Here is a 21,525-nt window from a genome sequence, read left to right on the forward strand (position 1 = left end):
GATTTGGTAAAAAAAATCTATTCAATAATTTTATTTAATGCAAAACGTATCAATTCATCGATAGTTTTGTAGGGATCAGCGCTAAAAGTTCCATTTTTTCGGTTGGCAACAATCGCATTTAACGATAGTGCTTTATGACCTAATAATTTGGATAAGCCGTAAATTGCAGCGGTTTCCATTTCTAAATTGGTGGCTTTTAAACCATCAAATTCAAACGAATCTATTTTATCGTTTAATAATTCGTCGTTTAATTTTAAGCGTAAAACTCTGCCTTGTGCGCCGTAAAATCCGCCGGCTGTAACCGTAATTCCTTCAAAAACGGTATCAGATTTAAACTTTTTAACCAAATCATTATCAGCAGAAACAACATAAGGCAAACCTTTGCTTAAATCCCAATTAGTGTGGGCTACAAACGCTTTTTCTATTGATTGATTGGTAACATCTGCCAAACTATAACTTCGCAACATATTATCGGTACCAATAGCGAAAGCCGACATCAATAAAGAATCGACAGGAATATCTGCTTGCAACGAACCCGATGTTCCCACACGAACAATATTTAAACTAGTCAAGTTAGGTTTTACCGTTTTTGTTGTAAAATCTATATTTACCAAAGCATCTAATTCGTTCAGAACAATATCAATATTATCAGGACCAATTCCTGTGGAAATCACGGTTAACCGTTTTCCTTTATAAGTTCCCGTTTGTGTTTTGAATTCCCGTTTATGTGTAGAAAATTCAACCGAATCGAAATATTTCGTTATGGATTCTACTCGATCCTGATCGCCTACAAAAATAATGTCGTTAGCAATATTTTCGGGTTTCAAATTCAAATGATAAACGCTTCCGTCTGGGTTTAAAATAAGTTCCGAATCTTTAATTTTTTCCATATCAACCTCCTACTCGTTTTACTTTATAGCCTTTGTTTTTAAGGTAATCCATTATTTTATCGCGAAAATTTCCTTGAATGATAATTTCGCCGTCTTTCGCACTTCCGCCAACCCCGCACAAAGTTTTCAAATCTTTTCCTAAAATCTTTAAATCATCGGCAGATCCAACAAAACCTTTAATGACTGTAGCTACTTTTCCGCCACGATTCTTCTTATCTAAATGCGCTTCCAGATGCTGTTGGTTAGGATCTAACGTTTCTTCGATTTCAGAATTCTGATCAAATTCAAAATCCTTGTTGGTAGAAAAAACAAATCCGCCTAAATCTTCTAAACTCGATATTTTTTTTGCCATTTTTAACTATTAATTTTGATAATCAAATATACATAAACTATACAGAAAGCTTATTTTTGTAGTATTAAAATTAACAATTTTGAATATATCTGATCTACATAAACTTACGCAGGAAATTATAACTGCAATTGCGAACAAACAACCGTTGCTTGCAAAGACAAATATTGCCAAAACGCAGGAATTAATCGATCAATTAACAGACAGTACCACTGATAATGAGGAATTGGTAGAATTATCGAAATATCAAACCCTGTTTACCCTGTTAAATAATAAATTAAAATAGTACATTTACTTAATTTTAAATTGCAACCGTTTATGAAAACCGTTAGAATTGTTGGCGTGCCCGAACATTTTAATTTTCCTTGGCAGTTAACTATTGATGAAGGAATGTTTAATGAAGTTGGTATTGATGTTGATTGGACTGATGTACCTGAAGGAACCGGTAAAATGTGCGAATTATTACGTACGAACCAGACCGATTTAGCCGTTATTTTAACCGAAGGTATTTTAAAGGATATTGCCAACGGAAACGAATCGGTTATTCTGCAAACATTTGTACAGTCGCCTTTGCAATGGGGAATTCACGTAAATGCCGAAAGCAGTTATAAAACGGTTGGTGATTTATTTGGAAAAACAGCTGCTATATCGCGTTATGGTTCGGGTTCTGAATTAATGATGTATGTAAATGCAGCCAATCAGAATTGGGATTTTGATTCGATAAAATTCGAAATCGTAAATACGTTAGATGGTGCGGTTGATGCTTTATCTGCCAACAAAGGAGATTATTTTATGTGGGACAGATTTATGACGCAGCCTATTGTTGACAAAGGAATTTTTAGACGAGTTGGTGTTTGTCCTACGCCTTGGCCGTGTTTTATGATTGTTGCCCGCAAAGAATTTTATCAGGAAAATAAAGCAATGGTTGATAATTTATTGGATATCATCAATCAAACAACAGCCGAATTTAAAATGATTCCGAGTATCGACCGAACATTGGCAAGCGGTTTCAATCAAAAATTAGAAGATATTCAGCAATGGTTACAAATAACCAAATGGTCGCAAAAAAAACCAACCGAAACGCAGTTTAACCAAATTATTTCCGATTTAATAAAATTTAAAATAATAAATCAGCCTTTAAAATATTCCGAAGTTGTTGTTTAAAAGTACTTAATGAAAATATCAAATGTAAAATTATTGCGTACCTTAAATAAGCTTAGCCTGCCTAAGCCTTGGGATACTATTATAATTTTGCTTTTAACGCTTTTAACGTTAATTCCTGTTTTTATTATTCTGCATCAGAATTTAATAGATCCGGAATGGCCTGCACATTTAGACCGTATTTTGCTTTTCCTGGTAATTACTACAATTGTAACTTACGTTCTACATTATATAAAACGATTTCTGTTTTTTGCGATAATCATATATGTATTGGTGCTTTTGTTTGGAACATTATCAACAGGTTACGGATTTAAATCGGTTTTTGAAGATTATCGTTCCATGATTTATGCCATGAGCGACAACCCGAATCCGCAGGATATTATTGTATCGAAACTTTTGCCTTTTCCAAACAAATCAAAAATTATAAAAGCGATTGAGTACGATAATCCAAAGGTTCGAAACTTTGCCGTTGGTGCTACTGCAAAACATTTTCGAAATATCAAAGGATACAAAGAATACCGACAAATAATTCAGTGTTTTGCTATTTTTAAGGAAATCCAAGATAAATGGAACTATGTAAACGATCCTAAAAACCGCGAGTATATTGCAACTGCATCAGAATCTTTACAGCATTTTTCAGGCGATTGCGACGATCATTCTATATTAATGGCAGCATCAGTCCGTGCAATTGGCGGAACTCCGAGATTGATCCATACAAAAGAACACATGTATCCAGAAATGCTTATTGGTACAAAAGCCGATTTAGAAAATGTGATTTATTTAATTAAAGAGGTTTTGTTTGTGAAGGAATCAAAAGGAAAAACGATACATTATCACATAGATGAACGCGGACAAGTGTGGTTGAATTTAGATTATACGGCAAAATATCCGGGCGGACCTTTTATGTCTGAAGAAATTTTAGGAGAATTAACCTTGAATTAATTATGAATATTTTTATAACTACAGGAGCTGTTTTTGGAGCTCTAGGAATTATTTTCGGAGCCTTTGGTGCCCACGCACTTAAAAAGATTTTTAGCGAAGATCAGCTTAAAAATTTCGAAACCGGCGTAAAATATCAAATGTATCACGCACTGCTTTTGGTAATCATTGGTTTTAATACGCAATACATTACCAGCTATGAAAACCTGCTGTTTTATTCGCTAACTTTCGGAATACTGCTGTTCAGTTTCAGTATTTACGGTCTTTGCATTAGCAGCGCACTCAATAAAAAGTTAAAAATATTAGGTCCAATTACTCCAATAGGCGGATTATTACTGCTTTTAGGCTGGGTTGTACTAATTTTAAACTCTATAAATTAATTTTATTTTTTTTAACATTAAATTTTATACATTTACACCAAATTAAATTAACTATTTTAAATGAAAAAATTATTTGCACTTGCTTTTACTGCAGCAGTTTTAGTTTCTTGTAACAAAGACGGATATACTATTAAGGGTGAAGTAAAAGGTTTTGAAGATGGAACTAAAGTTTATATCAATAAACAAGATGAAAACGGATTTACCAAAATAGATTCTACTGATGTTAAAGGCGGTACGTTTACTTTCAAAAATGAAAAAGCACTAGAAACCGACATTTATTTTATTGAATTAGGTAAAACACAAGAATTTGCTTTCCCTTTTATTATGGAAAAAGGTGAAATTAAATTTACTTTCGATAAAGCGAAACCACAAGAAGTAAAAGTTAACGGTACAAAGAATAATGATTTAATGACTTCATACAACGATGAAGCATTTAAAATTCAAACAGAAATAATGGATTTCCAAAAGCAAAACCAGGCAAAGTTCATGGAAGCGCAACAAAAAGGAGATCAGGCAACAATGAAATCTTTAATGGATCAAATCACAAAAATCCAAGAGAAATATGTTGACCAAAACAAAAAATTCATTACAACTAATAAAGATTCTTACGTTTCGTTATTATTGTTAACGCAATTGGCAATGTCTGATGCATTAACGCCTGATGAAATTAAAAAATATTACAACGATTTAGACGCTTCTGTAAAGGATACTAAAAAAGGTAAAGAATTTGCTGAAAACCTTAAGAAAATAGAAACTACACAGAAAGAAAGTCAGGAAAAAAAAAATAAAGTCGCGATAGGACAAAAAGCTCCAGACTTTACAGCTAACACTCCTGATGGAAAAGCAGAGTCTTTACACAAAAATTTAGGTTCAAAAGCAACAATTATCGATTTTTGGGCGTCATGGTGTGGTCCATGTCGTCAAGAAAACCCTAATGTAGTAGCACTTTACAACAAATACAAAGCACAAGGCTTAAAAATTGTAGGTGTTTCTTTAGATAAAGAAAAAGAAGCTTGGGTAAAAGCAATCGCTGATGATAAATTAGATTGGTTGCAAATATCAAACTTAAAATTCTGGGACGATGCAATTGCAAAAGAGTATGCTGTAGAAGCTATTCCTGCAACGTTTATTTTAGATGCTAAAGGAACAATTGTAGCAAAAGATTTAAAAGGTGCAGAATTAGATGCTAAAATTGCAGAACTTTTAAAGTAATATTTCTTGAAAATTCATAAAAAAGTCGGTACATTGTTACCGACTTTTTACGTTTATAATATTTTCAATTGACAACAATCTGATAAACAACCAACTTATAAAACAAAAAAAATCGTACTTAAAAAGTACGATTTTTTTATGTGACCCAATCAGGATTCGAACCTGAGACCTACTGCTTAGAAGGCAGTTGCTCTATCCAGCTGAGCTATTGGGCCGAACCTAAACACAAGGTTTAATTTGTCGGGGTGGCAGGATTCGAACCTGCGGCCTCCTGCTCCCAAAGCAGGCGCGATAACCGGGCTACGCTACACCCCGATAAACTATAAAAAGCGGAGAGACAGGGATTCGAACCCTGGCGACAGTTACCCGTCGACAGATTAGCAATCTGCTCCGTTACCACTCCGGCACCTCTCCTGATTTTATAATTTGTGACCCGACTGGGGCTCGAACCCAGGACCCCAACATTAAAAGTGTTGTGCTCTACCAACTGAGCTATCGAGTCAATAATATCAATATTTTAAAAAGTGACTGTGATCAGATTCGAACTGACACGTATTGATGGCACCGCCCTCTCAAGATGGGCGAGTCTACCAATTCCTCCACACAGCCTTACTATGTGACCCGACTGGGGCTCGAACCCAGGACCCCAACATTAAAAGTGTTGTGCTCTACCAACTGAGCTATCGAGTCTAAATTTTAATAGTTGTCACCGTATATGTGACCCAATCAGGATTCGAACCTGAGACCTACTGCTTAGAAGGCAGTTGCTCTATCCAGCTGAGCTATTGGGCCCAACCTTAAACAATTAAGCTTAATTTGTCGGGGTGGCAGGATTCGAACCTGCGGCCTCCTGCTCCCAAAGCAGGCGCGATAACCGGGCTACGCTACACCCCGATGGTTATCAATATCAGCGGAGAGACAGGGACTCGAACCCTGGCGACAGTTACCCGTCGACAGATTAGCAATCTGCTCCGTTACCACTCCGGCACCTCTCCTACTAAACCAACTTTTTAATCAGTTAAGCGGTTGCAAATGTATAACGAGATTTAGTACTTTGCAAGCATTTATCAGTTTTTTTTGTAATCACTTTAAGATTAATTCATCATATTATTAATAATCAACAACATAAAGAAACATTTTTTTTATGTTTATTTAACATCACAATCCTTATATCATTCATTTACAAATATTGTTGCAAAAAATAATAATATTTTTAGTAAATTCGCACTAAACTAAACATATATTATTTTATGAATAAGAAAGTAGTAATTGTATCTGCTGCAAGAACTCCAATAGGAAGTTTTATGGGCGCATTATCTACAGTTTCTGCTCCAAAATTAGGTGCAGCAGCGATTAAAGGTGCTTTAGAAAAAATCAATTTAGATCCAAATAAAGTTGACGAAGTTTTAATGGGGAATGTAGTTCAGGCTGGTGTAGGTCAGGCTCCTGCGCGTCAAGCTGCATTATTTGCGGGTTTATCTAACGATGTTGCTTGTACTACGGTTAACAAAGTATGTGCTTCTGGTATGAAAGCAATTATGCAAGGTGCACAAGCTATTGCTAATGGCGATGCTGAAATTGTTGTAGCGGGTGGTATGGAAAACATGAGTATGATTCCACATTACGCTAATTTAAGAACTGGTGTTAAGTTTGGTGGAACTGCCTTTACAGACGGTATGCAGAAAGATGGATTAAGCGATGCTTATGAAAACGCAGCAATGGGTGTTTATGCCGATGCTACTGCAACTGAACATAATATTTCAAGAGAACAACAAGATGAATTTGCTATTAATTCATACAAAAAATCTGCTGCTGCTTGGGATGCAGGTAAATTTGATGCAGAAGTTGTCCCTGTAGCTGTTCCTCAACGTAAAGGTGATCCAATTATGGTTACTAAAGACGAAGAGTATACTAACGTAAAATTAGATAAAATCCCAGCATTAAATCCTGCTTTTACTAAAGACGGAACTGTTACTGCTGCAAATGCATCAACAATTAATGATGGAGCTGCTGCCGTAATTTTAATGAGCGAAGAAAAAGCAAATGAATTAGGTTTAAAACCTTTAGCATATATTAAAGGATTTGCAGATGCTGCACAAGAACCAAAATGGTTTACAACAGCACCAGCAAAAGCGTTACCAAAAGCGTTAGACAAAGCAGGCGTTTCTATTAACGATGTTGATTTCTTTGAATTCAACGAAGCTTTTTCGGTTGTAGGTATTGCCAACACAAACCTTTTAAAATTAGATCCTACAAAAATTAACGTTAACGGTGGTGCGGTATCTTTAGGTCACCCACTTGGTTGTTCTGGTGCACGCGTTGTTGTTACGTTGTTAAACGTTTTAGAACAAAATAACGGTAAAATTGGTGCGGCTGCTATCTGTAATGGTGGTGGTGGCGCATCGGCAATCGTTATCGAAAAAATTTAATTCTGTAAAAATTTTTATAAAGATGAGAAGGAATTTAAAACCTTCTCATCTCTTTTTTTAGATTTCAAATATGTATGCACTTTGTAATTTGGCTATTGTTCCCTTACGGTTTGAACCTTCAGACCGAAGCGAATTAGTTACACAGGTTCTTTTCGGAGAAACGTTTACAATTTTAGAAAAAAAAGAAAAATGGTCTAGAATTTGCTTGGCTGCCGATTTGTACGAAGGCTGGATAGACAACAAACAATTTACAGAAATTAGCGAAGATCAATATAAAAAGATACAGGAAAGTGCAAAATTTTACTGTGCCGATTTAATTGATTATTTAACAGGAAAAAATACTTTAATGCCTGTTTCGTTAGGAAGCGATTTATCTTACCTGACTTTTTCCGACGTCAATTCGCAAGAATTAACGTTCGATGGTACAATGATTACCGGCATTCAGCCAAAAACAAATCTTTTACAAACTGCTTTTCTTTACTTAAATGCGCCTTATTTATGGGGTGGCAAAACACCTTTCGGTATTGATTGTTCTGGATTTACACAAATGGTTTATCGTTTAAACGGTTACAGCATTCCGCGTGATGCATCGCAACAAGCTAAAATTGGCGAACCTTTAAGTTTTATTGAAGAAAGTGAAGTTGGTGATTTGGCGTTTTTCGATAATGAAGAAGGAAACATCATCCACGTAGGCATCATAATGGAAAACAACTACATTATCCATGCACACGGAAAAGTTCGAATTGATCGTTTAGATCATTTAGGAATTCTGAATATCGACAGTGGTCGCCATACACACAAGCTACGTGTAATTAAAAAAATCATTTAATTTTTAATTCAACATTTCTTTTTTAGAATGCTTATCTTTGCCCAAAATATTTTTTTATGGCAACATTTGAGCAATTCAACCTACCAAAATCTTTACAAAAGGCAATCGATGATTTAGGCTTCATCACTCCTACTCCAATTCAGGAGAAATCTTTCAACATGATATTGTCGGGTAAAGATGTTATGGGAATCGCTCAAACCGGAACTGGAAAAACGTTTGCCTACCTATTACCGATTTTAAAACAATGGAAATTTCAACCGACAGATGCTCCTCGTGTTGCTATTTTGGTTCCTACACGCGAATTGGTTGTGCAGGTGGTAGAAGAAGTTGAAAAACTGACAAAATACATGTCTATCCGCACTTTAGGAATTTACGGTGGTGTGAATATCAACACTCAAAAAACATCGATTTACGAAGGTATCGATATTTTGGTGGGAACTCCTGGTAGAGTAATGGATTTGTCATTAGACAATATTTTACGTTTTGACAGTTTGCAGAAACTGGTTATTGATGAATTTGATGAGATACTGAATCTTGGTTTCCGTACGCAGTTAACCGCGATTCTTTCAATGATGAAGGATAAAAAACAAAACATTCTTTTTTCTGCTACAATGACCGAAGAGGTTGATGAAATTTTAGATGATTACTTTAATTTTCCTGAAGAAGTTTCGTTGGCACCATCGGGGACTCCGTTAGAAAAAATCAAGCAAAGTGCTTACATCGTTCCAAATTTTCTTACCAAATTAAATATTTTAAAAGATATTTTAACTAATGATGAAACCAGCACGCGTGTTTTATTATTTGTAAACAACAAACGTTTGGCAGATTATGTTTTGGAACATATCGATGAAGAATTTCCAGGTCAATTCGGAGTAATTCATTCCAACAAAACACAAAATTATCGTTTAAATACCATGGAAATGTTTCAAAACGGCGAATTACGTGGTTTGGTTACAACCGATGTTATGGCGCGTGGTTTGGATATTACCGATATTACACACGTTTTTAACCTGCAAATGCCCGAAATTCCTGAACAATACATTCACCGTATTGGTAGAACAGGTCGTGCTGATAAAGACGGTTCTGCAGTTAGTTTTATTAGCCCAAAAGAAGAAGAAACGCATTTTGATATTGAAAGCTTGATGAATTACGAAATTCCTTTGTTGGATATTCCTAGTCATGTGGTTATTGCCGAGCAACGTTTAGAGTTTGAAAAAGATTATTTAAAAATGAAAACCAACAAACGTAAAATTGATACCGAACGTGGAGAGGCTTTTCATGAGAAAAAAGATAAAAACAAAAAAGTGAATTTAGGTGGGCCTGGTAAACGAACACCAAGAAAATCGGCACCTAGAAACCGTGGAATTGAACGTAAAAGAGACGAGAAACGTAAGAAAAAATAAAAAAAGGGATTGTTTTAACAATCCCTTTTTTAGTCGTTTAATAACTGTGTTTTGTATTTGGAAATATGTTCTAAAACTTCTGGTTCTGGTTTTGGATACGAAATATCTTTATACTTTTTTAAGGTATCATAAATAATTTTAGCTACAATTAATCTGCTTACATCTTTATCATCGCTTGGAATTATAAACCACTCGCCTTTTTTATGACTGCTGTTTTTTAAAACTTCTTCGTAACAAAACTGATATTTCTCCCAAAAACCACGTTCAGTTAAATCGCCCGGAGAAAATTTCCATTGATGTTTAGGTTTGTCGATACGTTTTAATAAACGATTTTTCTGCTCGTCTTTACTTAAATGCAAATAGAATTTTAAAATAATCACACCGTTTTCTGCCCAGAATTTTTCAAACTGAACCATTCGTTGCATTCGGTTATTCCAAAAATCGTCGGTTAAATTATTTATATCGATATCGGGATTGCGTTCGTTTTCTAAATATTCAGGATGCACGCGCGTTATCAAAACATTCTCGTACTGCGTTCTATTAAAAATAGTAAATTTTCCTTTTTCGGGTAATTTGGTGTAATGCCTCCACATAAAATCGTGCTGCAATTCTTTGTACGATGGTGTTTTAAAACTTTCAACCACCACTCCACGCGGATTAAATCCTTTAAAAACCTCACGAACCATGCTGTCTTTTCCGGCTGTATCCATTCCTTGAAAACAGATTAAAACCGAATATCGGTCATCGGCATACATCATATCCTGCAGTTCGGAGATCTTTTTACTGTACTTTTTGATTTCTTTTTTAAGTGCGATTGGATCTAAACCTGTATTGTATTTTGTTGGAATTTCCTTTAAGTTTAAATTTTCGGGAACTTTAAAATAATTACGCTTCATATTATTCTTTTTCTCTAAATTAGTCAATAAAATTTTAGCAATGAAAAAATATTTGCTTACCTCGTGGTTAAAGATCGCGGGAATTGTAGCTGCGTCGGGCATTGGATATCAAAATAATGAAATTCAGCTGGTCTCTGATAACGGAAATGCACTGTATCATTATTTTGTAGCGAATGATTCACTGGCGAAATATTCGTTAGACGGAGAGCCGGTTAATGACAATATGCCGAAATCGACTAAACACGATCTTGAATCGTTTGCGCGAGTTGACAATACTTGGTATGCATTCGGATCGGGATCTAAAGAAAACAGAAACGTAGGTTTTATGTTTAATAAATTCTCGAAAGTTTCTACAATGATTGATTTAACGGGACTTTATGATGAAATGAAAAGCTTTTCGGAATTAACTGCCGATGATTTTAATATTGAAGCGGTTACAACTTATAATGAAGATTGGCTGTTTATTAATCGAGGTAACGGACCAAAAAACGCGAATTATATTTATGTTGTTCAGGGTAAAAACCTGACCGATGATTTCAATATTTATTATTTTGAATTTGATCTTCCAAAAATAAATAACGTTCAAAGCGGATTTTCTGATGCAACTGTAATTAACAATACGCTGTATTTTATTGCAACTGCAGAAGACGGAACGTCGACCTATAACGATGGTGTTATAAAAGGAAGTCTTTTTGGTGCGATTGATTTAAAAAAGATGAAACTGCTTTTTACTGAAAAAATAAGCGATACCAATAAATTTGAAGGCATAACCGTTTTGGAACAAAGCAAAAAAAGTGCTGTATTTGCCTTGTGTGAAGATGCCGATGACGCAAAAAATAACGAAGCTATCATCTACAAATTACAGGTTGATTTAAAAGGAAAAATAAAATAAGCAGTAAATTACTGCTTATTTTTCTTCTTTCACTTTAAAATTCGGAGTTGGTACACTTGCCCAATTTTCGCCTGTTTTAATTCGATACAACTGCATTTCACTAATGCCAAACTGTTTGGCTATAATACGCATTCTGGTTTTACGCTGCGGATCAAAAATCATTCGTTTAATACGCATAACCTGCGTAGAATCTAACTTCATTCCTTTCTGCGCCAAACGTTTTTTCTCAATACGTTTAATATGTCCTTCTTTTACATTCGGGTTAATACGCTGATGTGCGTACTTTTCCGGTTCGGTAACCCATTTTAAATTGGTGTGATGATCGTTTAAATTATCAAAATCTAAATGAATTACAAAGTTATGCTCGTCGCAAGGCTTATTAACAAAAGCTTCTGCAACCGCACGTGAAAGCATTACATGTTTGTGAGAATAACCTGTACCGCATTCTTTAGCAACTTTGTGCCTGAAAATTCGTAAATTATTGGTAACATTTGGTTTAAGCAAAGTACCGTCGGTAAAATGGTCTTTATAACTTATTAAACGTCCGAAGTTTGAAACTGCATAACGCAGTCTTTTTTTCACTCCGAGGTTTAATTCAACAAAATTTTCACCTGGATATAAAACTAACATAACAATTATCTTAAATTAAATTTAATGTGCTTTTAGATAATTTTTTTGGTTATTTATGTTGTGTTTTCTATGTTTTAAGGTTAGCAAATATAGACCTTTTTATTGGTTACTTCCTCTTTATAAAATGTTATTTTTTACAATATAGGTGTTAATTTTTTCGGGTGTAGTAAAGGGTGTAAAACGCTTTATGGGATTTCCGTCTGCATTTATTAAAAATTTGGTAAAGTTCCATTTAATTGAATTTGTAATAAAACCGGGCAACTTTCCTTTTAAGAATTTAAACAACGGATGTGCGTTTTTTCCATTCACATCAACTTTCTCGAACACAGGAAATGAAACACCATAATTTATCAGACAATTGCTTTTTATTGATGCTGAATCTCCGGGTTCCTGATTGTTAAACTGATTGCATGGAAATGCCAAAATCACAAAATCCTGATCTTTATATTGTTGATACAACTTTTCCAAGCCTTCGTATTGCGGAGTGAAACCACATTTACTGGCTGTGTTTACAATCAAGAGCGTTTTGTTTTTAAAATCAGAAAAATCGATTTCTTTTCCCTGTAATGTTTTTACTTTAAAATTATAGATTGACTCCATTTGTTTCAGAAATAAAAAATGCATCATTGCTGATGCATTTTAAGGTTATTTTTTTAAGTGTGTAATAAAGTAATCGGCAATTTTAGCATTTAAATGAACTCTGTCTCTCCCTAAAACATTGTGTTCGTGGGTTGGATACAAAAAGTAATCTACTTGTTTGCCTTCTTTAATACATTTTTCAATAAATTCCATACTATGCTGTTGAACAACAACCGGATCTTGCGCGCCGTGAATCATCAACAATCTTCCTTTTAAATTCTTTACTTTATTTAAGGTTGATGTTTTTTCGTAGCCTTCAGGATTTTCTTCGGGAGTATCCATATATCTTTCGCCGTACATTACTTCGTACCATTTCCAATCGATAACCGGTCCGCCGGCAACACCTACTTTAAAAGTATCAGGATAATTCAGCATTAAACTTGTGGTCATAAATCCACCGAAAGACCATCCGTAGACTCCGATTTTATCATCATTAACAAACTTTTTCGATTTTAAAAATTCAACACCCTTCATTTGATCTGCCATTTCATTTTGACCCAATTCTCTGTGAATTACGTGTTCAAAATCGCGTCCGCGGTTTTCGCTTCCTCTGTTATCCAGGGTAAACACCACAAAACCTTGCTGTGCCATGTAATAATCAAATCCGCCGGCACCACCGCCAAATCGGTTAGAAACCATTTGCGCATGAGGACCGCCGTAAACGTAAACCATTACCGGATATTTCTCGTTTTCGTTAAAGTTTGCAGGATACAGAATTCTTCCATTTAAATTCGTTTTTCCATCAGCAGCTTTAATGGTAACCATTTCCACTTTAGGCAATACCGTTTTACCTTCGTACGGGTTTGGTGCATTAAGCAGTTCTATAGTAGATTTTCCATTAACCGTATTTAAAGAAACACTGTTAGGCGTAGTAAAATTGGTGTATTGCGAATAATACCACGTTTTATCTTTATTCATTTCTACAGAATACGTTGCAGATGTTTTTGTAACCGGAATGGTTTTTCCCGATTTTAAATCTACCTTATAAAGCAATTTATCCATGCCCTTATTAGCCGTACCCATGTAGTAAATTTCTTTAGGAGAAACATCTACAAAGCCTTTAAAAAGAACATCTTTATACACATAACTATTTAACTGTTTACCGCTTGTGTTGTAACGATACATTTGGCGGTAACCGTCTTTTTCTGACACGTAGATAAATTCTTTATCGTTTAAAAACTTTAAAGGCGTGTTAGGTTCTACGTAGGTTTTACTTTTTTCTTCGAACAACTGTTTGTCTAACTTACCGGTTGCAGCTGTGTATCTTTGCAATTTTAAATGGTTTTGACCACGATTTAAAACCCCAACATAAACCGATTCGCTGTTTGGCGACCAAGTTGGCATTGTTAAAAATTGTTCTTTATCGCCTTCTATATTTAACGGAGTAGTTGTTTTTGTATCGATATCATAAACATGCAATGAAACCTCTTCAGATTTCAAGCCTGCCATTGGATATTTGATCGGTTTTTCTTCGGCAATTCTTGCTCCAAAATCAACCAACGGATAGTCTTTCACCATACGTTCGTCTTTCTTATAGAACAAAATTTTCTTACTGTCCGGGCTGATCCACATTCCGCGATCAATACCAAATTCATTTCGGTGGGTATTACTGCTTCCGTTAATCACATGATCCGGATCGTTTGTAACTTTTACCACTTCCCCGTTATTCAGAACAATTTCTACATTATTTTTATTCAGGTAAACAATATAATTTTTGTTCGGAGCGATGATTTCTTCTGCCGATGAAGAATTAAATTTAATGGTTTTAGAAACCTTTTTAGTTTCTACATTATAAATTACAAAGTATTTATCGTTTTCGCCGTTATAAGTAAAAGCAAATTCTTTATCGTTTTCCCAATGGTAATCAAAAGGAATGCTTCTTAAAGATACTTTTTCGTTTGTAGCTGCTGCAATAGCACTTTCTAAATCGGCAGTTGTAACAAAATTTTCAACAGTTGATTTATCTGTCTTTTTTGAAACTAATGCTTTGTAAGTAGCATCGATATACGTAAGTTCGCTATTTGTACGCCATTGTGCACCGTAGATTGCCTTGGTACCAAAACCTCTTTGAGCTCCTAATGTAGCCTCTTCTATCGTTAAATTATTTTGAGCCTGCGATAAAAAACCGCCAAGCATAAAAGCAAATAAAGTAAGTTTTTTCATAAAAAAATATTTCTGCTAATTTAGTTGAATGTATTATTTTGTGTGATTGTTTTAAAGTAATTTTTGAATCTGATTTTCTAAATCGGTCAAATTCTTGAAATATTCAAATTCCAAATTGATCTTATTTTTCTTAAGCGATTTTACAAGTTCTAATATCAAATCTAAAGGATCGGCTTCTAATCCTTCCATTTTTTCATTGAAATCTAAACCTGCAATAAAGCTTTCGTTGTAAACATTTACCAAATAATCTTCAATAAATGTAGCAATACAAATTTCTTGCGGTTTGTAATTCTGCCAAGTATCAATACAACATTTTGCAGCTGTTTGTCTGCTTGACCAAAAACAAACAACATTTACCGGATTTTCAGCATCGTCTTTAAACAACAATGATTGCGATATCGCAATTTCCTCTTTAAATTCAATTACAAAAACCTTATTATTTTTAATTATATTGTCTATGAAATTTTCTACCACTATTTATGTTTTATTAAAGTTAAACGATAAATTTACCATCGCTCATTATCAGTTTTCGATTTGCTAAATTCGCTAATTCTTCGTTATGCGTAACAATTACGAATGTTTGTCCGAAATTATCGCGCAGTTTAAAGAATAATTCATGCAAATTTTCTGCAGAATTAGTATCTAAATTCCCCGAAGGTTCATCGGCAAAAATCACCGAAGGTTTGTTAATTAACGCTCTGGCAACTGCCACGCGTTGTTGTTCGCCTCCAGATAATTCTGACGGAAAATGATTTATTCTGTGGCTTAATCCCAAATAATCTAAAAGTTCTTTTGCATCTTTTTCGGCTTCTGTTTTTGATTTACCTAAGATAAATGCGGGAATACAAACATTTTCTAAAGCGGTAAACTCTGGCAACAACTGATGAAACTGAAAAATAAAACCTAAATTTTTATTTCTAAATGCAGCCAATTGCTGATCTTTTAAACTTAAAACATCGGTATCATTTATGATTAGTTTGGCGTTTGTATTCTTTTCGGGACCATCTAAAACCCCTAAAATTTGCAGCAAAGTTGTTTTACCGGCACCAGATGACCCTACAATTGCAACAATTTCACCTTTTTTAATTTCTAAAGAAACATTCTTTAAAACTTCTAAACCATTAAATTGTTTACTTATATTTTCAGCTTTAATCATACTTGTAAATTTACAAAACGAATTTACTTAAACTTTTAGTTAAATAATATAAATGGCACTTTTTTTAATTGTAATTTTAAATTTAATCATTCTTCAAATTAAAACCGTATGGATTTAAATAAATATGAAACAGCCATTTTTGCCAATGGTTGTTTTTGGTGTTCTGAAGCCATTTTTCAGAAAATTAACGGAGTAAAAGAAGTTAAACCGGGATATATCGGCGGAAAAACCGAAAATCCTACGTACGAAGATGTTTGTACAGGTTTAACTGATCATGCTGAAGCTATCGAAATTATTTTTGATAATAAATTATTAAGTTATCAGGAACTATTAGAAGTATTTTTCGCAACACACGATCCAACTACTTTAAACCGACAAGGAAATGATGTTGGAACACAGTACAGAAGTGAGATTTTTTACACTACAAAAGATCAAAAAAAACAAGCGGAACTATTTGTAAAAACATTAAATGAAGAAAATATCTTTGAAAAACGCGTTGTTACAAAAGTAACCGAAGCTACAACATTTTACTTTGCCGAAAATTATCATCAAAATTATTTTAACAATAATCCCGAGAAATCATATTGTGCAATGGTTATTTCGCCTAAAGTGAAGAAATTCGAAAAGTTTTTTCAGGAATATGTAACCAAATAATTGGCGCATACTTTGCTAACTATTAAATAGTTAAATTATTTAAAATGAATAAAATTGTAGTTCAACCAGAATCACATGTTACCGATAAAAGTAAATATCGGTTATTGTTTTTAGGTTTATTGTTTGATTTTATTGGAACGCTTTCGTTTGCAATTCCGTTTTTAGGTGAATTTACAGATGTTATTTGGGCACCAATCTCGGCAATATTACTCAAAACCATGTATAAAGGTAAAATAGGAACAATTGGTGGTATTGTATCTTTTGTAGAAGAAGCCTTACCCGGACTGGATTTTATACCAACCTTTACCCTAACGTGGATTTATACCTACGTTATTAAGAACAACAAATAAAAAAGCTGCCAATTGGCAGCTTTTCTACTTATTATAAACTTTTAATGCTTCTTTAATTATTTCGGCAGATTTGATTAAATCTTCTTTATTAAGAACATAAGCCAAACGAACTTCGTTTAAACCAACGCCAGGAGTTGAGTAAAATCCTGCGGCTGGTGCAACCATAACTGTTTCTCCGTTTAAATCATATTCTTCTAGCAACCATTTAGCAAAGTCTTCTGCGTTTGCAACTGGTAATTTTGCAATACAGTAAAACGCACCTTTCGGCATTGCTACCTGCACACCATCAATTGCATTTAAAGCATTTACTAAAGTGTCTCTTCTGTCTTTATATTCAATAATTACATCATCAAAATATGATTGAGGCGTATCTAAAGCTGCTTCTGACGCAATTTGAGCGTAAGTTGGCGGAGATAAACGTGCTTGTGCAAATTTCATTGCAGTTGCCATTAATTCTTTGTTTTTAGAAACGATACAACCAATTCGCGCACCACACATACTGAATCTTTTTGAAACAGAATCAATCATGATTGCGTTTTCGGCGATGCTTTCTTCATTCATTACAGAAAAATGTTCAAAACCATCGTAAGCAAATTCGCGATAAACTTCATCGGCAATTAAAAACAAATCATGTTTTTTAACCAATGCTGCCAACTGCTGAATTTCTTCTTTACTGTACATATACCCGGTTGGATTTCCAGGATTACAGATTAAAATTGCTTTAGTTCGTGAAGTGATTAGTTTTTCAAAATCGGCAATAGGGGGCAATGCAAAACCTGTTTCAATTCCAGACATTACTGGAACAACTTTTACTCCGTTTTGTGTAGAAAAACCGTTATAGTTTGCATAAAAAGGTTCAGGAATGATGATTTCATCATCTTCATCCATTGTAGATCCCATTGCAAAAATCAACGCTTCAGATCCACCCGTAGTAATAATTATATCTTCTTTATTAATAGGTAAACCTTGTTTTTGATAATAAGCTGCCAATTTCTCACGGTATGATTCAAAACCTGCAGAATGACTGTATTCTAAGACAGTAATATCAGCATTTTTAACCGCGTTTAAAGCTACTTCAGGCGTTTTAATATCGGGCTGACCAATATTTAAATGGTACACTTTATTTCCTTTTTTCTTTGCTGTTTCGGCAAAAGGAACCAATTTACGTATTGGCGATTCTGGCATTTGCACGCCTTTATGTGAAATTTTAGGCATTATTCTATCAATTTTATTTAAAATACAAATGTAGTTTTTTCTATTAAATCACAATGGTTTTTTATTTGTTTAAATTAAGTTAAAATGGTCAGCAAGCCATTTAATTTAAGTACTTTTGGGAAATTTCTAAGTACACAACAACTATTCACTATGAGCAAAATTATCTCTTTTTTGTCATCTACAAGGTTAATGGCTGTTTTATTCATTGTTTTTGCAGCCGTTATGGGTATTGCAACCTTTATTGAAAATGAATACAACACCGATACAGCACGAATTTTAGTTTACAACACCAAATGGTTCGAAGCAATAATGTTAATTTTTGTTTTTAACTTTATCGGCAACATTAAGCGATACAATTTGTTAAGCAAAGCTAAATGGGATACTTTAATACTGCATTTGTCTTTTATTTTAATACTTATTGGCGCATTTGTAACCCGTTATATTAGTTTTGAAGGAATGATGCCTATTCGTGAAACCGAAATGTCAAACCAGTTTTTTTCTGATAAAACATTTTTAACTGTTTGGGTTGATGGCGATTTGAATGGTGAAGCTAAACGCAAACCATTTGAAAAGCAACGTTTTTTTTCAGAAGCATTAGATAAAGATAATTTCATAAGTAATTTCGCGTCAAATCATTTCAAAATAAAAGACGATTTCAACAACATTCCGTTCGAAGTAGAATTTAAAGATTTCGTAATGGGTGCCCAAGAAGTTGTTGAAGAAACACCTAACGGAAAAAGCTTTTTAAAACTGGTAGAATCAAGCCACGGCGAACGTCACGAGCATTTTATTGAAGAAGGAAGTCAAGAAGATATTCATGGCATGCTTTACACCTACAACAAGCAGGTTGAAGGCGCTGTTAACTTTTTTACGAACGAAAATGGAGAAATGCAGATTAAAACTCCGTTTGGCGGTAACTATCAAGTTATGGCAACGCAGGCAAAAGGTGAAGTTTTAGCAAATACTGTTGCCCCATTAAATTACCGTTCCATGTATAGTTTAGGTGGTGTGGTTCAGTTTGTAATGGATCGACCAATAAAAGGAAAAAAGACTTTAAAATCAAATGGTGATTTCAAGGCTAAAAATTCTACCGACGCTTTAGTATTGACCGTTCGTTCACAAGGAAAAGAACAAGATGTTACCTTAATGGGTTCTAAAGGACAAATGGGTATACCACAGTCGTTTAAAATTGGTGAATTAGAATTTACTTTAATCTACGGATCAAAAGTTTACACTACTCCTTTTCAGGTAAAACTGAATGATTTTATCGCAAAGAAATATCCGGGAACCGAAAAAAGCTATTCATCGTTTGAAAGTCAGGTAACAATTATCGATCCTGATAAATCTTTCGATTACAGAATTTACATGAATCACGTTTTAGACCACAAAGGTTATCGTTTCTTTCAGGCATCTTATGACCCTGACGAAAAAGGAACACATTTATCTGTAAACCACGATTTCTGGGGAACTTGGATAACTTATATTGGTTACACCTTACTATATATTGCCATGTTGTGCATTTTATTTAACAAAAACACGCGTTTTAGCGATTTACGTAAAAAACTGAACAAAATTCACAGCAAAAAAGCAGCTTTAACCATTATTGGTTTATTGTTCGGCTTGTTTTCGGCAACGGCACAACACGCACACAACAAACCATCTACCGCTCAAATTGATTCTCTGATTGTAAAAACAACTGTTTCGCAAGAACATGCCGATTTGTTTGGATCAATTATTATTCAGGATATAGGCGGACGTATGAAACCTATCAATACGTTTTCGTCTGAATTGCTTCGTAAAGTAAGTAAAGACGATCATTTCCGCGGTATGGATTCTGATCAGGTAATACTTTCTATTACACAATTTCCGCAGTTGTGGTATCATGTGCCAATCATCAATCTAGCAAAAGGAAACGATAGTATTCGTTCGTTAATCGGAATTCCTGCAGATGCTAAATATGCTTCGTTAGCCGATTTCTTCGATGATAAAGGAAATTATAAATTAGATCAATTTTTAGATGAAGCACATCAAGCATCAGTTAAGAATAAGTTTCAAACAGATTATATCGCTACCGATGAAAAAGTAAATTTATTATATTCTGCTGTTAGTGGTCAAATAATGAAAATTTTTCCAGTTCCGGGACATGAAAATGATAAATGGGTTTCGTATTTGGAGTTGAACGAAGCAGGAATGAAAGGTATGGATTCTATCTATGCTAAAAACATTCTGCCAATGTACACCACCTCGCTTTTAAAATCAATCGAAACAAAAGATTTTAAACCGTCAGACGAACTTTTAACATCAATTATAAATTTCCAAAAGAAATACGGTAGTAAAGTAGTACCAAGCGAACAAAAAGTAAAAGCCGAAATTTTATACAACAAATACGACATCTTTAAAAAGCTATTTTCGTACTACATGTACGTGTCGGTGGTGTTGTTTATCATCGTAATCGTCCGCATTTTTAAAGACAATAAGGCTTTAAAATTTGCAACTAAATTTTTTATTGGTGTTACTCTTTTTCTTTTTGCATTACACACTGCTGGTTTAATTGCTCGTTGGTATGTTTCAGGTCACGCACCATGGTCAGACGCTTATGAATCGATGATTTATGTTGGATGGGCAACAATGTTGTTCGGTTTAATTTTCGGAAGAAAATCGAGCTTAACAACAGCATCTACAGCATTTGTTGCCGGAATGATTTTAATGATTGCACATTGGAACTGGATGGATCCTTCGATTGGAAACCTACAGGCAGTTTTAGATTCGTATTGGTTAATGATTCACGTATCAATTATTGTTGGTAGTTACGGACCATTTACTTTAGGGATGATTTTAGGTGTTGTAGCATTGTTTTTAATGATTTTTACAACAAAAAGCAACAAAGCAAAAATGGAGTTAAACCTTAAAGAAATTACCTATATTAACGAAATGGCTATTACCGTTGGTTTGGTTATGCTTACAATTGGTAACTTTATGGGTGGACAATGGGCTAACGAAAGTTGGGGACGCTATTGGGGTTGGGATCCAAAAGAAACATGGGCATTAATTTCAATTATGGTGTATGCCTTTGTAATTCACATGCGTTTTGTACCGGCTTTAAGAGGTTTATGGATTTACAACTTAATGTCTGTTTTAGCTTTTTACAGTATTATGATGACCTATTTTGGAGTGAATTTTTACTTGTCAGGCTTGCATTCATACGCAAAAGGCGATCAGGTTGTAACTCCGTCATTCATTTGGTTTTCTGTAGGAATTATAACTGTACTAGGTTCGCTGGCATTTTACAAGTATAAAAAGCATTATAAAAAATAAACAAAAAAAGCTTTCCCTTCGGA

21 protein-coding genes and 9 tRNA genes are annotated in these 21,525 nt (G+C 34.3%); 12 read left to right on the plus strand and 18 right to left on the minus strand.

What is annotated here, in order from left to right; genetic code table 11:
• Positions 1-17: 17 nt before the first annotated feature.
• Positions 18-890: a nucleoside phosphorylase gene (locus F0460_RS03035; protein ID WP_150010148.1), complete on the minus strand. Its 873-nt coding sequence runs from the start codon at positions 888-890 to the stop codon at positions 18-20.
• A 1-nt stretch (position 891) separates the two neighbouring features.
• Complete coding sequence (locus F0460_RS03040; protein ID WP_150010150.1) at positions 892-1,242, minus strand: translation initiation factor; 351 nt, start codon at positions 1,240-1,242, stop codon at positions 892-894.
• Positions 1,243-1,321: 79 nt separating this feature from the next.
• On the opposite strand from F0460_RS03040, the gene F0460_RS03045 reads away from it, so the two are divergent.
• Genes F0460_RS03045 through F0460_RS03065 form a run of 5 tightly spaced genes read left to right on the plus strand, consistent with a single transcriptional unit; the run spans position 1,322 to position 4,931 of the window.
• On the plus strand, positions 1,322-1,525 hold the full coding sequence (locus tag F0460_RS03045; RefSeq protein WP_150010152.1) for a hypothetical protein: 204 nt from the start codon (positions 1,322-1,324) through the stop codon (positions 1,523-1,525).
• Positions 1,526-1,557: 32 nt separating this feature from the next.
• Positions 1,558-2,403 (plus strand): substrate-binding domain-containing protein, encoded by an 846-nt coding sequence (locus F0460_RS03050; RefSeq protein ID WP_150010154.1) that lies wholly within the window; start codon positions 1,558-1,560, stop codon positions 2,401-2,403.
• A gap of 9 nt (positions 2,404-2,412) precedes the next feature.
• Positions 2,413-3,342: a transglutaminase domain-containing protein gene (locus F0460_RS03055; protein ID WP_150010156.1), complete on the plus strand. Its 930-nt coding sequence runs from the start codon at positions 2,413-2,415 to the stop codon at positions 3,340-3,342.
• Positions 3,343-3,344: 2 nt separating this feature from the next.
• Positions 3,345-3,719 carry a DUF423 domain-containing protein gene (locus F0460_RS03060; RefSeq protein WP_150010158.1) on the plus strand — a complete coding sequence of 125 codons (375 nt, stop codon included), beginning with the start codon at positions 3,345-3,347 and terminating at the stop codon, positions 3,717-3,719.
• Positions 3,720-3,779: 60 nt separating this feature from the next.
• Positions 3,780-4,931 carry a redoxin domain-containing protein gene (locus tag F0460_RS03065; protein WP_150010160.1) on the plus strand — a complete coding sequence of 384 codons (1,152 nt, stop codon included), beginning with the start codon at positions 3,780-3,782 and terminating at the stop codon, positions 4,929-4,931.
• 141 nt (positions 4,932-5,072) lie between these two features.
• Here F0460_RS03065 and F0460_RS03070 read toward each other — a convergent pair.
• The 9 genes from F0460_RS03070 to F0460_RS03110 form a co-directional block, all read right to left on the minus strand.
• Positions 5,073-5,146 (minus strand) — tRNA-Arg (locus tag F0460_RS03070).
• A gap of 25 nt (positions 5,147-5,171) precedes the next feature.
• Positions 5,172-5,246, minus strand: a tRNA-Pro gene (locus F0460_RS03075).
• A 15-nt stretch (positions 5,247-5,261) separates the two neighbouring features.
• A tRNA-Ser gene (locus F0460_RS03080) sits at positions 5,262-5,345 on the minus strand.
• A gap of 15 nt (positions 5,346-5,360) precedes the next feature.
• Positions 5,361-5,433: transfer RNA gene (locus tag F0460_RS03085), tRNA-Lys, on the minus strand.
• A 23-nt stretch (positions 5,434-5,456) separates the two neighbouring features.
• A tRNA-Gln gene (locus F0460_RS03090) sits at positions 5,457-5,540 on the minus strand.
• 8 nt (positions 5,541-5,548) lie between these two features.
• Positions 5,549-5,621, minus strand: a tRNA-Lys gene (locus tag F0460_RS03095).
• Positions 5,622-5,649: 28 nt separating this feature from the next.
• Positions 5,650-5,723, minus strand: a tRNA-Arg gene (locus F0460_RS03100).
• Between the two features lie 27 nt (positions 5,724-5,750).
• Positions 5,751-5,825: transfer RNA gene (locus tag F0460_RS03105), tRNA-Pro, on the minus strand.
• 17 nt (positions 5,826-5,842) lie between these two features.
• Positions 5,843-5,926, minus strand: a tRNA-Ser gene (locus F0460_RS03110).
• Positions 5,927-6,181: 255 nt separating this feature from the next.
• On the opposite strand from F0460_RS03110, the gene F0460_RS03115 reads away from it, so the two are divergent.
• From F0460_RS03115 to F0460_RS03125, 3 genes are all read left to right on the plus strand, one after another.
• Positions 6,182-7,360, plus strand: coding sequence for an acetyl-CoA C-acyltransferase (locus F0460_RS03115; RefSeq protein WP_150010162.1), 1,179 nt, complete (start codon positions 6,182-6,184; stop codon positions 7,358-7,360).
• A gap of 70 nt (positions 7,361-7,430) precedes the next feature.
• On the plus strand, positions 7,431-8,189 hold the full coding sequence (locus F0460_RS03120; RefSeq protein WP_150010164.1) for a C40 family peptidase: 759 nt from the start codon (positions 7,431-7,433) through the stop codon (positions 8,187-8,189).
• Between the two features lie 56 nt (positions 8,190-8,245).
• The gene (locus F0460_RS03125; RefSeq protein WP_150010166.1) at positions 8,246-9,592 is read left to right on the plus strand and encodes a DEAD/DEAH box helicase; all 1,347 of its coding nucleotides are present in this window, start codon (positions 8,246-8,248) and stop codon (positions 9,590-9,592) included.
• A gap of 29 nt (positions 9,593-9,621) precedes the next feature.
• Here F0460_RS03125 and F0460_RS03130 read toward each other — a convergent pair whose 3' ends face one another.
• The gene (locus F0460_RS03130; protein WP_150010169.1) at positions 9,622-10,488 is read right to left on the minus strand and encodes a PPK2 family polyphosphate kinase; all 867 of its coding nucleotides are present in this window, start codon (positions 10,486-10,488) and stop codon (positions 9,622-9,624) included.
• Positions 10,489-10,528: 40 nt separating this feature from the next.
• Here F0460_RS03130 and F0460_RS03135 point away from each other — a divergent pair, with 40 nt between their 5' ends.
• Positions 10,529-11,380 carry a DUF6929 family protein gene (locus F0460_RS03135; protein ID WP_150010172.1) on the plus strand — a complete coding sequence of 284 codons (852 nt, stop codon included), beginning with the start codon at positions 10,529-10,531 and terminating at the stop codon, positions 11,378-11,380.
• Between the two features lie 15 nt (positions 11,381-11,395).
• Here F0460_RS03135 and F0460_RS03140 read toward each other — a convergent pair whose 3' ends face one another.
• From F0460_RS03140 to F0460_RS03160, 5 genes are all read right to left on the minus strand, one after another.
• A complete protein-coding gene (locus F0460_RS03140; protein ID WP_190304074.1) occupies positions 11,396-11,962 on the minus strand; it encodes a hypothetical protein in 567 nt (188 codons plus the stop codon).
• A 165-nt stretch (positions 11,963-12,127) separates the two neighbouring features.
• On the minus strand, positions 12,128-12,637 hold the full coding sequence (locus tag F0460_RS03145; RefSeq protein ID WP_262714201.1) for a glutathione peroxidase: 510 nt from the start codon (positions 12,635-12,637) through the stop codon (positions 12,128-12,130).
• Positions 12,638-12,655: 18 nt separating this feature from the next.
• The gene (locus tag F0460_RS03150; RefSeq protein ID WP_150010177.1) at positions 12,656-14,812 is read right to left on the minus strand and encodes a S9 family peptidase; all 2,157 of its coding nucleotides are present in this window, start codon (positions 14,810-14,812) and stop codon (positions 12,656-12,658) included.
• A gap of 51 nt (positions 14,813-14,863) precedes the next feature.
• Positions 14,864-15,286, minus strand: coding sequence for a DUF2750 domain-containing protein (locus F0460_RS03155; RefSeq protein ID WP_190304075.1), 423 nt, complete (start codon positions 15,284-15,286; stop codon positions 14,864-14,866).
• A gap of 19 nt (positions 15,287-15,305) precedes the next feature.
• Positions 15,306-15,968, minus strand: a complete 663-nt coding sequence (locus F0460_RS03160; RefSeq protein ID WP_150010181.1) for an ABC transporter ATP-binding protein — start codon at positions 15,966-15,968, stop codon at positions 15,306-15,308.
• 108 nt (positions 15,969-16,076) lie between these two features.
• Here F0460_RS03160 and msrA point away from each other — a divergent pair, with 108 nt between their 5' ends.
• Entirely contained in the window at positions 16,077-16,622 is a 546-nt protein-coding gene (gene msrA / locus F0460_RS03165; protein ID WP_150010184.1) for a peptide-methionine (S)-S-oxide reductase MsrA, read from the plus strand.
• Between the two features lie 44 nt (positions 16,623-16,666).
• Positions 16,667-16,972, plus strand: coding sequence for a hypothetical protein (locus F0460_RS03170; RefSeq protein ID WP_150010186.1), 306 nt, complete (start codon positions 16,667-16,669; stop codon positions 16,970-16,972).
• 24 nt (positions 16,973-16,996) lie between these two features.
• Here the strand turns inward: F0460_RS03170 and F0460_RS03175 are convergent, their stop codons facing one another.
• Entirely contained in the window at positions 16,997-18,187 is a 1,191-nt protein-coding gene (locus F0460_RS03175; protein ID WP_150010189.1) for a pyridoxal phosphate-dependent aminotransferase, read from the minus strand.
• Between the two features lie 150 nt (positions 18,188-18,337).
• On the opposite strand from F0460_RS03175, the gene ccsA reads away from it, so the two are divergent.
• The gene (gene ccsA / locus F0460_RS03180) at positions 18,338-21,502 is read left to right on the plus strand and encodes a cytochrome c biogenesis protein (RefSeq protein ID WP_223810751.1); all 3,165 of its coding nucleotides are present in this window, start codon (positions 18,338-18,340) and stop codon (positions 21,500-21,502) included.
• The last annotated feature ends 23 nt before the right edge of the window (positions 21,503-21,525 follow it).

The sequence above is a fragment of the Paenimyroides baculatum genome (assembly GCF_008629655.1).
Classification (GTDB): Bacteria; Bacteroidota; Bacteroidia; order Flavobacteriales; family Flavobacteriaceae; genus Flavobacterium; species Flavobacterium baculatum.

Excerpts from the sequence above, each read along its gene's own strand:
- F0460_RS03035 (WP_150010148.1), bottom strand. The coding sequence starts at position 890 with ATGGAAAAAATTAAAGATTCGGAACTTATTTTAAACCCAGACGGAAGC.
- F0460_RS03040 (WP_150010150.1), bottom strand. The coding sequence starts at position 1,242 with ATGGCAAAAAAAATATCGAGTTTAGAAGATTTAGGCGGATTTGTTTTT.
- F0460_RS03050 (WP_150010154.1), top strand. The coding sequence starts at position 1,558 with ATGAAAACCGTTAGAATTGTTGGCGTGCCCGAACATTTTAATTTTCCT.
- F0460_RS03055 (WP_150010156.1), top strand. The coding sequence starts at position 2,413 with ATGAAAATATCAAATGTAAAATTATTGCGTACCTTAAATAAGCTTAGC.
- F0460_RS03060 (WP_150010158.1), top strand. The coding sequence starts at position 3,345 with ATGAATATTTTTATAACTACAGGAGCTGTTTTTGGAGCTCTAGGAATT.
- F0460_RS03065 (WP_150010160.1), top strand. The coding sequence starts at position 3,780 with ATGAAAAAATTATTTGCACTTGCTTTTACTGCAGCAGTTTTAGTTTCT.
- F0460_RS03115 (WP_150010162.1), top strand. The coding sequence starts at position 6,182 with ATGAATAAGAAAGTAGTAATTGTATCTGCTGCAAGAACTCCAATAGGA.
- F0460_RS03120 (WP_150010164.1), top strand. The coding sequence starts at position 7,431 with ATGTATGCACTTTGTAATTTGGCTATTGTTCCCTTACGGTTTGAACCT.
- F0460_RS03125 (WP_150010166.1), top strand. The coding sequence starts at position 8,246 with ATGGCAACATTTGAGCAATTCAACCTACCAAAATCTTTACAAAAGGCA.
- F0460_RS03130 (WP_150010169.1), bottom strand. The coding sequence starts at position 10,488 with ATGAAGCGTAATTATTTTAAAGTTCCCGAAAATTTAAACTTAAAGGAA.
- F0460_RS03135 (WP_150010172.1), top strand. The coding sequence starts at position 10,529 with ATGAAAAAATATTTGCTTACCTCGTGGTTAAAGATCGCGGGAATTGTA.
- F0460_RS03145 (WP_262714201.1), bottom strand. The coding sequence starts at position 12,637 with ATGATGCATTTTTTATTTCTGAAACAAATGGAGTCAATCTATAATTTT.
- F0460_RS03150 (WP_150010177.1), bottom strand. The coding sequence starts at position 14,812 with ATGAAAAAACTTACTTTATTTGCTTTTATGCTTGGCGGTTTTTTATCG.
- F0460_RS03160 (WP_150010181.1), bottom strand. The coding sequence starts at position 15,968 with ATGATTAAAGCTGAAAATATAAGTAAACAATTTAATGGTTTAGAAGTT.
- msrA (WP_150010184.1), top strand. The coding sequence starts at position 16,077 with ATGGATTTAAATAAATATGAAACAGCCATTTTTGCCAATGGTTGTTTT.
- F0460_RS03170 (WP_150010186.1), top strand. The coding sequence starts at position 16,667 with ATGAATAAAATTGTAGTTCAACCAGAATCACATGTTACCGATAAAAGT.
- F0460_RS03175 (WP_150010189.1), bottom strand. The coding sequence starts at position 18,187 with ATGCCTAAAATTTCACATAAAGGCGTGCAAATGCCAGAATCGCCAATA.
- ccsA (WP_223810751.1), top strand. The coding sequence starts at position 18,338 with ATGAGCAAAATTATCTCTTTTTTGTCATCTACAAGGTTAATGGCTGTT.